The sequence below is a fragment of the Pseudomonas sp. FG98 genome, assembly GCF_057808595.1.
The window spans coordinates 1-14,463 of record NZ_JBMDIJ010000036.1 but is presented as its reverse complement, the minus strand read 5'-3'; the positions used below and the strand labels follow the sequence as shown (position 1 = coordinate 14,463).

Here is a 14,463-nt window from a genome sequence, read left to right as displayed (position 1 = left end):
GGCCATGGCCTGCCGCGCATTGGTGCAACCGTCCCCAAGACGGTGCAGCGCGACCACGGCCAAGCCAGGCGTAACGCGGCAAATCCGCTGCTCGCGGCATCTGGCGCGGCCCTTGCTTTACCTGCGTATCAGGCAATCAACGTCGATTGCCCCGTTCACGACAAAGGCGCCGTGCTGCTCCCCCTGTTCATCAGGTCGGGGTGGCAGGGCGCCTTTTTGTTTTTTGCGCAGAAAGGCAGGGGAGTCAGGGGTCATGACCAGCACGACGGTGCGCAGTGTCTGTCCGTATTGCGGTGTCGGTTGCGGCATCGTCATGAGCGTGACCGATAACAAGGTGACCAAGGTCAGCGGTGACAAGCAGCACCCGAGCAATTTCGGCCGGCTGTGCACCAAGGGCCTGAGCTGTCATCAGCCGCTGCGCGACTCCGGGCGCATGGAGTGGGCCTGGCTGCGTGACCAGCGCCAGCGCGATCCGGTGCGCCTGGGCATGGACCAGGCCATCGAACAGACCGCCCGCCGTTTGCGCACGATCATCGACCGCGAGGGTGCGGATGCCTTCGCCCTCTATGTCTCCGGGCAGATGTCCCTGGAAGCCCAGTACCTGGCCAACAAGCTGGTGAAGGGCTACATCCGCAGCCGCCATATCGAATCCAACTCGCGCCTGTGCATGGCCAGCGCCGGCAGCGGTTACAAGCTGTCGCTGGGGGCGGACGGGCCACCGGGCAGCTACCAGGATTTCGACAAGGCCGAGGTGTTTTTCGTGATCGGCGCGAATATGGCCGATTGTCATCCGATCCTCTTTCTGCGCCTGCTCGACCGGCTCAAGGCCGGGGCCCGGCTGATTGTGGTCGATCCCCGGCGCAGCGCCACCGCAGACAAGGCCGACCTGTTCCTGCAAGTGCGCCCCGGCACCGACCTGGCCCTGCTCAACGGCCTGTTGCACTTGCTGGTGGAGAACGGGCAGACCGACAACGCCTTTATCGAGGCCTACACCGAAGGTTGGGAGGAAATGCCGGCCTTTCTCGCCGACTACACCCCGGCGCGGGTCGCCGAAATCACTGGCCTGAGCGAGGCCGATCTGCGCCAGGCTGCCGCCATGATCGGTGGTGCCAGGGACTGGATGAGCTGCTGGACCATGGGCCTGAACCAGAGCATCCATGGCACCTGGCACAGCAACGCCCTGTGCAACCTGCACCTGGCCACTGGCGCCATCTGCCGTCCTGGCAGCGGTCCCTTCTCACTGACCGGTCAACCCAATGCCATGGGCGGCAGGGAAATGGGCTACATGGGGCCGGGACTGCCCGGACAGCGCTCGGCCCTGGTGGAGGCTGATCGGCAGTTCATCGAAAACCTCTGGAAACTCCCCGCCGGCAGCCTGCGGGCCGAGGCGGGCGAGGGCACCATCGGCCTGTTCGAGCAGATGGCAGCGGGGCAGGTGAAGGCCTGCTGGATCATCTGCAGCAACCCGGTGGCCAGTGTCGCCAACCGCCAGCGGGTGATCGACGGCCTGCGCGCGGCGGAGCTGGTGATCAGCCAGGACGCTTTTCTCGACACCGAAACCAACCGCTATGCCGACATCCTTCTGCCCGCCGCACTGTGGGCCGAATCCGAAGGGGTGATGATCAATTCCGAGCGCAACCTGACCCTCACCGCCAAGGCGGTGGACGCTCCTGGCGACAGCCTGGCGGACTGGCAGATCATTGCCCGGGTCGCCTGTGCCATGGGCTACGCCGAGGGCTTCAGCTACGCCAGTGCCGAGGAAGTCTTCGCCGAAATCCGCCAGGCCTGGAACCCGGCCACCGGCTACGACCTGCGTGGCCTGGACTACGCAAAACTACGCAGCGGACCGCAGCAATGGCCGTTCGAACCGGGGCGCAGCGAATCCCGCAGCCCGCTGCGTTATCTCAACAACGGCCTGAGCCAGAACCTGCGAGAAACCCCTGACGGCCAGCGGCCCGCGATCAGCTTCGCCACGCCCTCCGGCAAGGCACGTTTCTTCGCCCGGCCCTGGCTGCCGCCTGCCGAACTACCGGATGAATCCTACCCGCTGGTGCTCAATACCGGCCGCGTCCAGCACCAGTGGCACACCCTGACCAAGACCGGCAAGGTCGCCAGCCTGAACAAGCTGGAGCCCGGCCCCTTCGTGGAAATCCACCCGGACGATGCCGCTGCCCTCGGCATCGCCGAGAAGGACCAGGTGCAGATCCGCTCGCGCCGAGGTCAGGCGTTGCTGCCGGCGCGGATCAATACCCGGGTGATGCCGGGCAACTGCTTTGCACCCTTTCACTGGAACGACCTGTACGGCGACGCGTTGGCGATCAACGCGGTGACCAGCGATGCCGTGGATCCGATCTCCCTGCAACCCGCCTTCAAGCACTGCGCCGTGGCCCTGACCCGGGTCGGCGGTGAACGAATCGATGCCCTTGAACTGAACCCTGCCATCCCCGAGGAGACCCGGACGATGCCCACCGACACCCTGCGCAAGGCCTTGGGCCTGGGCGCACCACCGGCCATGGCCCTGGCCGACAGCGAGCAGCAGTACCTGCATGGATTCCTTCAAGGACTTGGTGCTGCGCAGCCGCAAGGCGTGCCGGTGCTTCCGGCCAGTGCGCCGCTGGCTCCGGCCCTGCGCCTGTTCGTCGATGGCTTGCTGGCGGGGGTCTACTCCCGTAGCGAAGCTGCGGCCTTGCCGGTCATCAGCGAAGCCCCGCCGCACCTGGTGCTCTGGGCCTCGCAGACCGGCAACAGCCAGGCTCTCGCCGAACGCTGCGTCGACCATCTGCGCGCGGCCGGACTGAGCGTGCAACTGGATTGCATGGAGGCCGCACAACCGGCACGGATCGGAGCGGCAGCCAGCCTGCTGCTGATCACCAGCACCTTCGGCGACGGCGAGGCGCCGGACAGCGGCGCGGCGTTCTGGCAGTCGTTGCAAGGGGAGGCCGGTGATTGGGCCAAGCGCCCCTACGCCGTACTGGCGCTGGGCGACTCCAGCTACGACCAGTTCTGCGGCTTCGGGCGCAAGCTGGATCAGCGCCTGGCCGAGCTGGGTGGGCAGCGCCTGTTGGAGCGGGTCGATTGCGAGCCGGATTTCGATGAGCCTTTCGCCAACTGGTTGCAGGCCCTGACTGCCAGGCTGGCCGACGCGCCGGTGCCGGTGGCCGAAGCACCAAGGCCGGCGTTCGCCAAGCAGCAGCCGTTGCCCGCAGCGCTGCTGGAAAACCGCCTGCTCAATGGCCCGGGGGCGGACAAGGAAACCCGGCAGATCGTCTTCGACCTGGGCGACAGCGGGTTGAGCTATCAGGCCGGCGATGCCCTTGGCGTGTGGCCGTGCAACTGCCCGCAACTGGTGGACGAATTTCTCGAACTCAGCGGCCTCGACGGCAAGGCCATGGTCGATCTCAAGGGGCCGATGCCACTGGCCACTGCGCTGCTCGAACACCTGGACATCACCCGCATCACCCCGCAGATCCTGCAGAAGGTCAGCGGGTTGCCCACGGACAAAGCCGCGCTGAATGACTGGCTGTGGGGGCGGCAACTGGTGGACCTGCTCGCCGAGTTCCCCCTGGCGTTGTCCCAGGCCGAATGGCTGGCGCTGCTCAAACCGTTGCAGCCGCGCCTGTACTCCATCAGTTCCAGTCCGCTGAAGTATCCGCGGCAGGTGCACCTGACCATGTCCACGGTGCGTTACGGACAGCGCAAGGGCGTCTGTTCCAGCTTCCTCGCGGATCGGGCGCAGGACCTCAAGGTCGCGATCTTCCCGCAGCCTTCGGCCAGTTTCCGTCTGCCGCAGAATGACGACCTGCCGGTGATCATGGTCGGCCCTGGCACCGGCATCGCGCCGTTCCGTGGCTTCCTCCAGGAACGCGAAGCGCGCGGGGCCAAGGGGCGTAACTGGCTGTTCTTCGGCGAACAGCGCGAGGCCTGCGACTTCTACTACCGCGACGAGTTGCAGGGTTGGCGCGACAGCGGCCTGCTGACCCGGCTGGACACGGCCTTCTCCCGCGATCAGGCGGAGAAGATCTACGTGCAGCAACGGATGCGCGAGCAGGGCGCGGAACTGTGGCGCTGGTTGCAGGACGGAGCGTTCTTTTATGTCTGCGGTGATGCCTCGCGGATGGCCAAGGATGTGGACGCAGCCTTGAAGGAAGTGGTGGCCGAGCATGGCGGTATGAGCGCTGAAGAGGCGGCGGCGTTCGTGGCGCAGATGGGTCGGGACAAGCGGTATTTGCGGGATGTGTATTGATCAAAAGTCGACGCGGTCCCAAAACCATCCAGGCCGTATCCCATCCCGACTCGAACGCTCAGCCATTTCGCGATGAAGCTTGGGATTTTTCCTATATATCCACCGCTGACCGAGGTTCAGGATTTCCACGGAATCATTTCCATGGACATCCCCTTGGTCAGCGGCCCGCCATTCTTCCGGCCCGACGCCGAGGTGGATACCCCGATCCACATGCGGCCCGGCGCTGATGCTTGCGATGGGTGCGTAGTTGCAGGGAGCTCTGCATGCCCGTCCAATCCGATCTGCGCTTCAGCTTCAGCGCAGGCAACGACGACTTTGAAGTCGTCGAATTCCGCCTGCGCGAAGGCCTGTCCAAAACCATCCTTCTCGATATCGACCTGAGCTGCACCAACCCCGCCGTCGACTTCTCCAGCCTGACCCAGGTCAGCAAGGAGCCAAGCCGATGAGCAGGGAGAGCATCACCAACTTTGCCGGGCAATACCGTGACCCGGATGACTATATCTACCTGCTGGTGGACGGGCAGGCCGAATGTGCGCTGCATCATCCACTCAGCGTGCCCTCGCTGATCGAGTCGCTGGGTGCCAGCGCTGTTACGCGCGTACTGCGGCCAGACCTCAGCCACACCCCGGAGATTTGCCCCGCGCTGATTCAACTGGCCGCGCCGGGCGAGGAGGTGGCGCCGCATTATCTTGAGCTCAGCACCGATTACGCCGAGTGGGACCTTGGCTACAACCAGCGCTATATATGCGGCTGGCTGGCCAGTAAGCAGCCGCTGGAGGTGATCGCCAGCCATATCGCAACCCGCTGCGAGACCACCGCTTCCGAAGACGGCTGGCCCTCGCCCTGGTTCGAACCCCTGAGGCTGGAGTTGCTGGTCGGTGCGATGGGGCCCCAGGCAGGCGACTTGCTGGGGGCGATCCGGGTATGGCTATTCCCGGTCAGTTGGGAGGAGGGCTACAACCAGATACGCAGCACCAACTACTTCCCTGATTCTGAACTTCCCCAACTGGTCCGCGAGACCCAGCAGCTGGCGCCGGCGATTCGGCGGTTCCTGGGCGTCTGGCGTGATGCAGTGAAGAACCCTCCGGTATTTGCCCCGTGGGGCTGGACGGGTAAATCGGTGCTGCCGCCCCAGGCAGGTGTGCACGGTTTTCGCCTGATCCGTGATGCCCGCAGGCTCGGGCTCAAAGACAGTCGCGACCTTATCGCCCTCAGTCTGCACCAGGTGTTCTATCACCCCGATCTGCCACAGCACCCGGATATCCAGAAGGCCATCTCCCAAGCGCGGGCGGGCGGTGGAGACCTGCTGAGCCATTTCACGAAATACACCCCGAACGACTGGAAACGCATCTTTGCCGAGCTGCCCCGAGCGGAGGATTACTCATGACTTTCAACATCAACTTCAAGCCCGAGCTCAACCTCGAGGCGGCCATCGAGCAAGGCGACCCGGTGCCCCTCGAACGCTGCCGGACCTGCCAGCGCTGGGGCCTGCCCATCCTGCCGCTGCGCGCCGCCTATGCCCCTGAACCTTGGCAAACCCAGGCGCTGCCGGTGTCTCGCGACTCCGAAGTCACGGCCGTGCGCATGGTGCCCGACCAGCCGCGCATCCTGCGCCGGGGCTTCCTCTATGTGCTGCTCGACCGCAAGTACTGGCAGGCCTACCAGGTCACCCCTGAGGGCGCGTTACGTCAGTTCCCGGCGTTTCATATTCCGCGCGAAGAGCCGGTCCCCCTGAGCAAGCTCTGCATCAAGGAGGACCACGACATTCCCGCCGCCTTCCTCAATATCAATACCCACAGGTACTCCACCGCCTGGCTGGCCATTGCCAACGATCCTTGGCCCGAGGAAGTACTGTGCGCCTACCAGCGTGGTGGCGTGGTCGACGGCATGAACCTCGACGAGCGCTTCTACAAGCTCGACCTCAAGGTCGCCCGCGAGGACCCGGCCAGTGTCGGCATCGCCATGACCGAAACCGACCTGCAGTTGCAACAGGTGCTTGAATATTCTTATTCCATGGCGGGCGATTTCCGCAGTGTGCACGGCTTCTACCCGCGCAATGACCGGCTGCGTGCCATGGCCGGGCATGTGCGTACCGTGACCAAGGAGTACCAGTTGCCCAAGGGTGTACTGGCCCTGGTTCTGCCCGATCCCATCGGCATGGTCCAGGAACTGAATGCCCAGCGCCTGTTGCGCTATCAGGCCATGCAGGAATGGATTGCCGAACCGGAACGGTGTTTCAAGCACTTCACCTCGCAGACGTTGCTCGGTGTTCGTCAGTTCCAGGTCAGCACAGCGCATGCCCGTGCGGTCAAGGGGGCCGAGGCAGTGGTCAAGCACCGGGAGGACTACAACGCCATCTCCGAGTCCCACGGGTACCCTTACTACATGGCACCTCTGCCGGCCCTCGATCTGGAGCAGGAGAAGGAGCGCCGGGGCGCCGAGGCAATTGGCGATGCCCGTGACCGGCTCGACGAGCGCTACGACGAAGAAGCCCGCAAGAAGTTCCAGGACCATTACGACAAGACCCTGGCGGCCTGGCAGAAGACTGTCAACGACGTCGCCGAGCCCTATGCCGACCATCACGACGGCGCTGCGTTCCGGCTGGCGGCACTCCACGACTACGACTTCCGGGTCAATGAATCGCTCGATGGCTTTATCCGCATGTTGGCGATGTGTCAGGTCGGAGGTGTCACCGAACCCACCACCAAGCATTTCCGTGCAACGCGAAGCCTCTGGCTGGAGCAACTGGAAGATCAGGACAGCCTGTTCCGCAAGGCCATGCGGGCCCTCGATAAAACGGGACCTGAACAATTCGTCCAAGACCTGGCCGGCGACGAGCAGACCCGGGCCTTCCACGGTGCCAAGACCCTGATCGGCGGCATGGGGGGCGATACGAGCATTGCCAACGCTGTCAGCCAGTTACTCAGCGCTTCCTCCATTGCCAGCAATGCCCTCGGGGAGCAGTTGTCGGGAAAGAGCAGAGCACTGCTGTTGGAACTGCACCGGAAGGCCTGGTTGCGCTATTACGGCGTCCAGACCACCCGGATCACCCTATCCCTCAGGGTCGGCGAGTACCTCACGCTGCTCAACAAAGTGCTTTACGAGGGCGTCGAGCGGTTTGCCAGCAAAGTCGACCAGCAGTTCCGCAAGCCGGCCGAGCGCAAGGTACGGACCATGCTGATGAACAACTACTTTGCCCCGGCACTGGCCAGCAGCCACGCCAAGCTGATCGATGTCGTCGTCTGGACGACCGAAAGCGCCGAAAGCCTCAAGACCCGCCTGGACAAGCTGAGAGGCGGTCTTGCCGACGGGCTCGGCGATGCCCTGCGCAGCGTCAGCATCGACAGCTCTGCCCTCAAGGCCGGTATGAAGGACCTGGCCCACCACCTCAGCCTCAGTGCCGAAGACGCCCGCCTGCTGGCCGGCGACTCGATGCGCCGTATGCGCAATCCTGTGAGTTTCAACGGGACCGGTGTGGCCAATCTGGCGATGTCCGTGGGCAGCCTGTACTTCCAGCACGATGCGCTGCGCAGAAGCCACAAAAACATGCTTACGGCGGTTGGCGACGAGCATGACGAAGCGGTGATGGCGGTGGTGTCGGCTTCGGTTGGGGTGATGGGGGCGGGGGTCGAGATTGTTGGCGGGACTATTCAGACGTTGCGGCCGGATTTGGAGGTTTCGGTTCGTTCTGCCAGAGGGGGGACGCCGGTTGGATTGGGAGCACGGATTCTGCAATTCGGCGGGGCGATAGTGTCGGTGGCGACTGCGGTGGAGGGGTTGCAGTATGCGTTGGCAGCGGGGCGGACTGGAAAAGTTGGTGATGAAGCTGCAAGTGATGCTTACGCGGGGGCGGCTTTTGCATCTGGAGTTTCCGCAGTCTTCGGGGTAGCGGGATCTATTGGGGGCGCAAGCCTACTTCTCGGCCCGCTCGCCATCGCTGTTTTTTTTGGCTTTGTTGCTTTTGGCCTTGCGGTATTGGCGAAAAAGCTGGAGTCACAACCTTTGGAGCTGTGGGCGCGACATTCACTCTGGGGGCTGCCTGTCGGGCACCGGCGCTGGCTGGAATCGCACGAAATGGATACGGCCATCGGCGCGTTGAACGCGGCGCTGTTGGGCTTGGACGCGGACCTTGACGTGACCTATATCGTGCACAGACCTACTCATGAGTTCACGGCGCACGGCGGAACCATCAAATACAGAATTGTTCTCCCCGGGTACTCCGCCGACGCGTCACGTTATGAATGGGCGCTGAGGACTTACCAGCCAGGTGACTCCTCGGGGACCATCATCACCGGGGGACGTAGCGATGGAGCGGATGAAACGCCATCCACTCCGGTTTCAGGGACAGAACTGGACGATAAGCCTCGATGGTCGGTTCCGGTCATTGATCACGATATGGAGTCAAAAACACTCACGATCAGGAGGGAGCTTGCTTATTGGGGATCCCTTAATTTTCATGCCATAAAGCTTGAGGTTGCGTATTGGCCAGACAAAAGCGATGAATCCGGTGTAGCCCGGTTAACTGTGATTGAAGACAAGATTTCTAAGCGAGTGAAGGCGTCTGCCTTATGAAAAAGCCTGAACTCGTTCCGCCCTGCTCTGGCTGGCAGGAAGATCTGCCCCGTCCAGACGAAATGGTCACTGTGATTCCTGCTCTTGGATTCGACACACCCAATCATCAGGATGAGATCTACTTGGAGTTGCCGCGAGCGGCAGCGCTTATCAGAGGCTTGCTGGCCTGGTGTTCACTGATCTTGAGCTTCATGCTTGCTGATATGTTGTGGAGTTACTTGTCAAGTGAACGATCACTGTGGCGTGAAGAGTTGTTCATATTCGGCTTTCTTGTTCTCTCTGGTATTTGGTCGATTCTAATTTTCTGGAGGCTCGATGTAGCTCCTCCCAGAGATCAACCCCTACGCTTCAACCGAGCCCGCCAACGCCTCTACGCCTACAACTTCAAATTCCGCTGGTGGAACCCCTTCGAACGCTGGTGGGTGGAGCCGGTCGCTTACGACTGGTCCCAGGTCCGCGCCGAGCGCTGGTTAAAGCGTGGTGCAACGATGGATGGAGTAGTCATCAAGGGCGGCGTGGTGCTCTCCATCGTCAAGCCGGGCACCAACGAAGTCATCGACCGTTTCCCCCTGACCACCATGGGCGCCGACCAGCATGCCTGGGCCTATGTCTGTACCTACATGCAACAAGGTCCTGATGCACTACCACCGCCTGGCCGGCCGAAAGACCACAACAATGTGATGGAGCACAATATCGCCCTTCTCCTGGCGCCCAAGGTGAAATGGCCTGCGGATATGGATCTGGAATCGAGGACTGCGCCATGAGTTGGGGGCTTATGAGCAGGCCAAAACTTGTTCCGCCCTGCTCTGGCTGGCAGGAAGATCTGCCCCATCCTGATAATCCACCTGTCGTAGTTCCAGCGCTCGGATTCGCTACTCCCAATCATCAAGATCATGTCTTTTTGGAGTTACCACGTGCGTCGGCACTTTTAAGAGGATGGTTGCTCTGGTTCGTACCATTTCAGAGCACACTGACTGTCGATCTGTTATGGGGCTATCTAACAACTGAGCGTGTGCTGAAAACCGAAGACTGGACCGTATTCCTCATTGGTATTCTCGTTGGTATTTGGTCACTTATTTTCTGCATGAAAATTGAATTGGCGCCTCCCCGAGATCAGCCCTTACGCTTCAACCGCGCCCGCCAACGCATCTATGCCTACAACTTCATTTATCGCTGGTGGAATCCGTTTGAACGCTGGCGGGTGGAACCGGTGGTCTACGACTGGTCCCAAGTCCGCGCCGAACGCTGGTTAAAGCGCGGTGCGACGGGAAATGGAGTGGTCATCAAGGGCGGCGTGATGCTCTCCATCGTCAAGCCAGGCACCAACGAAGTCATCGACCGTTTCCCCCTGACCACCATGGGCGCCGACCAGCATGCCTGGGCCTATGTCTGCACTTATATGCAACAAGGCCCTGATGCACTACCACCGCCTGGCCGGCCGAAAGATCACAACGATGTGGGAGCAAACATCGCCCTTCTACTGGCGCCCAAGGTGGAATGGCCTGCGGATATGGATCTGGAGTCGAGGACTGCGCCAGGAGTTGGGGGCTTATGAGCAGGCCGAAACTTGTTCCACCCTGCTCGGGCTGGCAGGAAGATCTGCCTTGTCCTGATAATCCGCCTGTCGTAATTCCAGCGCTCGGATTCGATACCCCCAACCATCAAGATCATGTCTTTCTGGAGTTACCGCGTGCATCTGCGCTTTTAAGAGGGCTATTGATCTGGTTCGTGCCATTCCAAGGGTTCCTGACGGTAGACATAATATGGAGTTTCTTTTCGTCTGGTTTGGCATTCAAATTAGAAGAGTGGCTGATGTTTATCTCTAGCGCTTGCGTTGGAGTTTGGACGTTCCTGCTCGCTGTTAAATTTGAACTGGCACCTCCACGAGATCAACCCCTGCGCTTCAACAGAGTTCGCCAACGCATCTACGCCTACAACTTCAACTTCCGCTGGTGGAACCCCTTCGAACGCTGGCGAGTGGAACCAGTTGCCTATGACTGGTCCCAGGTTCGTGCCGAACGCTGGTTAAAGCGCGGCGCAACGGGAAATGGAGTGGTCATCAAGGGCGGCGTAGTGCTTTCCATCGTCAAGCCCGGCACCAACGAAGTCATCGACCGCTTCCCCCTGACCACCATGGGCGCCGACCAGCATGCCTGGGCCTATATCTGCACCTACATGCAACAAGGCCCTGATGCACTACCCCCTCCTGGCCGGCCAAAAGATCACAACAATGTGTCGGATTTCAACATCGCCCTTTACCTGGCGCCCAAGGTGGAATGGCCTGCGGATATGGATCTGGAATCGAGGACTGCGCCATGAGCACATTCATCCAGGATGCAACATGAATGTCCCGCTAATAGACATCATCGGTCTTGACGCAGGCCTGCGTTTTAAACCGCGTGGCCATGGCCCCACCCGTGCTCCAAAACAGTGACCACTGCACCACCATGGTTCGATCTCACCCCCGATAAACCCTGAAATCCCCCGATTTCAGGCCATATCCGCACTTGGCACAGTCCCTGCTTTTACCGTTTCACAACGTCCCCGGTGGTCAACGTCGATCACCTTTTCGGACCATAACGATCAAGACCAGGCAAAGGCGCCTGGAGCTTCGGCTCCAGGCGCCTTTTTTTGTGTTTTTTTTGGGGTTCGCCCCGCACCGTGAGGAACCGCGCATGAACGCCTTTGCGTCCATCCAACAACGAGAAAAGCTGGTTATCGTCGGCAACGGCATGGTCGGTCATCACTGCGTCGAGCAATTGATCGAGCGCGGTGCCCTGGCCCGTTTCGAGGTGCGGGTGTTCGGCGAGGAACGCCAGCGTGCCTACGATCGGGTACACCTGTCCGAGTACTTCGCCGGCAGCGATGCCGAGGCTCTGGCACTGGGGGAGGCCGGTCTGTATGGCGAGCACGGTGTGGCCTTGCATCTGGGCGAGGCGGTGCTGGAGATCGACCGCGAGCGCCGCGAGGTGGTGACCAGCGCGGGGCGTTATGCCTATGACCAATTGATCCTTGCTACCGGTTCCTATCCCTTCGTGCCGCCGATCCAGGGTTCCGAAGGTTCGGCGCGGCTGGTCTATCGCACCCTGGACGATCTCGACGGCATTCGCGCCGCTGCGACCAGTGCTCGGCGCGGTGTGGTGGTGGGGGGCGGGCTGCTCGGCCTGGAGGCGGCCAACGCCCTCAAGTCACTGGGCCTGGAAGCCCATGTGGTGGAGTTCGCCCCGCGCCTGATGCCGGTACAGCTGGACGGCGAGGGCGGTGCGGCGCTGCGCGCGCGGATCGAGGCGCTGGGGGTTGGCGTGCATCTGTCCCGGGCGACCCAGGCGATCGTTGCCGGGGAAGAGTATCGCTACCGGATGAATTTCGACGGCGGCGAGTTTCTTGAGACCGACCTGATCGTGTTCTCCGCCGGTATCCGCCCGCAGGATACCCTGGCCCGTGCCTGCGGCCTGGAAGTGGCGACTCGTGGTGGCGTGGTGATCGATGGCGAATGCCGCAGCAGTGACCCGCGCATCTACGCCATCGGCGAGTGCGCCTCGTGGAATGGCAGCGTGTTCGGCCTGGTGGCGCCCGGCTACAGCATGGCCCGCAACCTGGCTGCGGCCCTGGCCGGGCAGGCTGCGGAGCCGTTCGCCGGGGCGGACATGTCGACCAAGCTCAAGCTGCTCGGCGTCGATGTCGGCTCCATCGGCGATGCCCATGGCGCCACGCCGGGGGCACGCAGCTACCGCTTTATCGACGAGGGCGGCAGCAGCTACCGGCGCCTGGTCCTGGATGCCAGCGGCAAGCGGGTGATCGGCGCCGTGCTGGTGGGCGACAACAGCTACTACGACACCCTGCTGCAATACGTGCAGAACGGCATCGCCGTGCCGGACGAGCCGGCGGCGCTGATCCTGCCGCAATCCGGCGGTGCGCCGGCCCTGGGTGCCGATGCCTTGCCCGACAGCGCGACCATCTGCTCCTGCCACAACGTCAGCAAGGGCGCGATCTGTGCCGCCATCGACAGCGGCTGCGGCGACCTGGCAGCGGTCAAGGGCTGCACCAAGGCGGCCACCGGTTGCGGCGGTTGCGCGGCCTTGCTCAAGCAGGTCTTCGAGCACGAACTGACCGCCCGCGGCGTGGCCGTGGACAAGAGCCTCTGCGAACACTTCGCCTACACCCGCCAGGAGCTCTATGCGCTGGTGCGGGTCGAGGGCATTCGCGATTTCGACGAGCTGCTGGCGCGCCATGGCAAGGGCCATCTTGGCTGCGACATCTGCAAGCCCACGGTCGGTTCGATCCTCGCCTCGTGCTGGAACCAGCCGATCATGGACCCGGCGCTGGTGCCGCTGCAGGACACCAACGACACCTTCATGGCCAACATGCAGAAGAACGGCACCTACTCGGTGGTGCCGCGAATTCCGGGCGGCGAGATCACCCCGGACAAGCTGATCGTGATCGGCGAGGTGGCGAAGAAATACGACCTCTACACCAAGATTACCGGCGGCCAGCGCATCGACCTGTTCGGCGCGCAGTTGCACGAGTTGCCGCTGATCTGGGAAGAGCTGATCGCCGCCGGCTTCGAGACCGGGCATGCCTACGGCAAGTCGACCCGTACCGTGAAGTCCTGCGTCGGCAGCACCTGGTGCCGCTACGGCGTGCAGGACAGCGTGAAGATGGCCCTGCTGCTGGAAGACCGCTACAAGGGCCTGCGTTCGCCGCACAAGCTCAAGTTCGCCGTGTCGGGCTGTACCCGCGAGTGTGCCGAGGCGCAGAGCAAGGACATCGGCGTGATCGCCACCGAGAAGGGCTGGAATCTGTACATCTGCGGCAACGGCGGCATGCGCCCGCGTCACGCCGAACTGTTCGCTACCGACCTGGATGACGCCACCCTGGTGCGTCTGATCGACCGCGTGTTGATGTTCTACATCCGCACCGCCGACAAGCTGCAGCGCACCTCGGTCTGGCGCGAGAACCTGGAGGGCGGCCTGGACTACCTCAAGCAGGTGATCCTCGACGACAGCCTCGGGCTCGCGGCCGAGCTGGAGGCGCAGATGCAGCATGTGGTCGACCGCTACGAATGCGAATGGGCCAACGCCCTCAAGGACCCGGAAAAACTCAAGCGCTTCCGTACCTTCGTCAACGACCGCCGTGGCGATCCCGACGTGCACTTCGTGCGTGAGCGCGGCCAGCGTCGGCCGATTGCCGCTGCCGAACTTCATCTGATTCCCGTAACCGAGGAGGTGCTCTGATGAGCCTGTCGAATGCCGCTGTGAAATCGTCGCCGAGCTGGACGCCGGTCTGTGCCGAAACCGACCTGGTGCCGCGCTCCGGGGTGGTGGTCTGGCACGAGGGGGCGCAGGTGGCGTTGTTCTATGTGCCGGGGGCCGAGGTTGAAGTGCATGCGCTGGACAATCATGACCCGGTGTCCGGAGCCAATGTCATCGGGCGGGGGCTGATCGGCAGCCTGAAGGGCGAGCTGGTGGTGGCTTCGCCGTTGTACAAGCAGCATTTCTGTTTGCGTGATGGGCGTTGCCTGGAGGATCAGGAGCACGCCTTGAAGGTTTGGCCGGTACGGGTGAACGAGGGGCGGGTGGAGATCGGGGCCTGACAGGCAGTCCGGGTTGCGCCCGATCGCCGGCAACGCCGGCTCCCACAGGTTCTGC

The 14,463-nt window shown here is 62.6% G+C and carries 9 protein-coding genes; all 9 read left to right on the top strand.

All coding sequences use genetic code 11. The features are described from left to right. Positions 1 to 253 precede the first annotated feature (253 nt). The 9 genes from ACODSK_RS19735 (at position 254) to nirD (ending at position 14,408) form a co-directional block, all read left to right on the top strand. Complete coding sequence (locus ACODSK_RS19735; protein ID WP_489018426.1) at positions 254 to 4,243, top strand: bifunctional nitrate reductase/sulfite reductase flavoprotein subunit alpha; 3,990 nt, start codon at positions 254 to 256, stop codon at positions 4,241 to 4,243. Positions 4,244 to 4,506: 263 nt separating this feature from the next. Next, positions 4,507 to 4,689: a hypothetical protein gene (locus ACODSK_RS19730; protein ID WP_489018424.1), complete on the top strand. Its 183-nt coding sequence runs from the start codon at positions 4,507 to 4,509 to the stop codon at positions 4,687 to 4,689. Further along, on the top strand, positions 4,686 to 5,630 hold the full coding sequence (locus ACODSK_RS19725; RefSeq protein ID WP_489018423.1) for a hypothetical protein: 945 nt from the start codon (positions 4,686 to 4,688) through the stop codon (positions 5,628 to 5,630). The genes ACODSK_RS19730 and ACODSK_RS19725 overlap by 4 nt, the downstream gene beginning before the upstream one ends. Next, positions 5,627 to 8,815, top strand: coding sequence for a T6SS effector BTH_I2691 family protein (locus ACODSK_RS19720; RefSeq protein WP_489018422.1), 3,189 nt, complete (start codon positions 5,627 to 5,629; stop codon positions 8,813 to 8,815). Before ACODSK_RS19725 ends, ACODSK_RS19720 begins: the two co-directional genes overlap by 4 nt. Further along, on the top strand, positions 8,812 to 9,579 hold the full coding sequence (locus tag ACODSK_RS19715) for a DUF6708 domain-containing protein (protein WP_489018421.1): 768 nt from the start codon (positions 8,812 to 8,814) through the stop codon (positions 9,577 to 9,579). Before ACODSK_RS19720 ends, ACODSK_RS19715 begins: the two co-directional genes overlap by 4 nt. Continuing rightward, entirely contained in the window at positions 9,576 to 10,370 is a 795-nt protein-coding gene (locus ACODSK_RS19710; protein ID WP_489018420.1) for a DUF6708 domain-containing protein, read from the top strand. The genes ACODSK_RS19715 and ACODSK_RS19710 overlap by 4 nt, the downstream gene beginning before the upstream one ends. After that, positions 10,367 to 11,134, top strand: a complete 768-nt coding sequence (locus tag ACODSK_RS19705; protein ID WP_489018419.1) for a DUF6708 domain-containing protein — start codon at positions 10,367 to 10,369, stop codon at positions 11,132 to 11,134. Before ACODSK_RS19710 ends, ACODSK_RS19705 begins: the two co-directional genes overlap by 4 nt. Positions 11,135 to 11,490: 356 nt before the next feature. Continuing rightward, positions 11,491 to 14,049, top strand: a complete 2,559-nt coding sequence (nirB, locus tag ACODSK_RS19700) for a nitrite reductase large subunit NirB (RefSeq protein WP_489018417.1) — start codon at positions 11,491 to 11,493, stop codon at positions 14,047 to 14,049. Further along, the gene (gene nirD, locus ACODSK_RS19695) at positions 14,049 to 14,408 is read left to right on the top strand and encodes a nitrite reductase small subunit NirD (RefSeq protein WP_489018416.1); all 360 of its coding nucleotides are present in this window, start codon (positions 14,049 to 14,051) and stop codon (positions 14,406 to 14,408) included. The genes nirB and nirD overlap by 1 nt, the downstream gene beginning before the upstream one ends. Positions 14,409 to 14,463 lie beyond the last annotated feature (55 nt).

Bases quoted from the DNA above. Each gene is read 5' to 3' on its own strand.
- ACODSK_RS19735 (WP_489018426.1), top strand. From the start codon at position 254: ATGACCAGCACGACGGTGCGCAGTGTCTGTCCGTATTGCGGTGTCGGT.
- ACODSK_RS19730 (WP_489018424.1), top strand. From the start codon at position 4,507: ATGCCCGTCCAATCCGATCTGCGCTTCAGCTTCAGCGCAGGCAACGAC.
- ACODSK_RS19725 (WP_489018423.1), top strand. From the start codon at position 4,686: ATGAGCAGGGAGAGCATCACCAACTTTGCCGGGCAATACCGTGACCCG.
- ACODSK_RS19720 (WP_489018422.1), top strand. From the start codon at position 5,627: ATGACTTTCAACATCAACTTCAAGCCCGAGCTCAACCTCGAGGCGGCC.
- ACODSK_RS19715 (WP_489018421.1), top strand. From the start codon at position 8,812: ATGAAAAAGCCTGAACTCGTTCCGCCCTGCTCTGGCTGGCAGGAAGAT.
- ACODSK_RS19710 (WP_489018420.1), top strand. From the start codon at position 9,576: ATGAGTTGGGGGCTTATGAGCAGGCCAAAACTTGTTCCGCCCTGCTCT.
- ACODSK_RS19705 (WP_489018419.1), top strand. From the start codon at position 10,367: ATGAGCAGGCCGAAACTTGTTCCACCCTGCTCGGGCTGGCAGGAAGAT.
- nirB (WP_489018417.1), top strand. From the start codon at position 11,491: ATGAACGCCTTTGCGTCCATCCAACAACGAGAAAAGCTGGTTATCGTC.
- nirD (WP_489018416.1), top strand. From the start codon at position 14,049: ATGAGCCTGTCGAATGCCGCTGTGAAATCGTCGCCGAGCTGGACGCCG.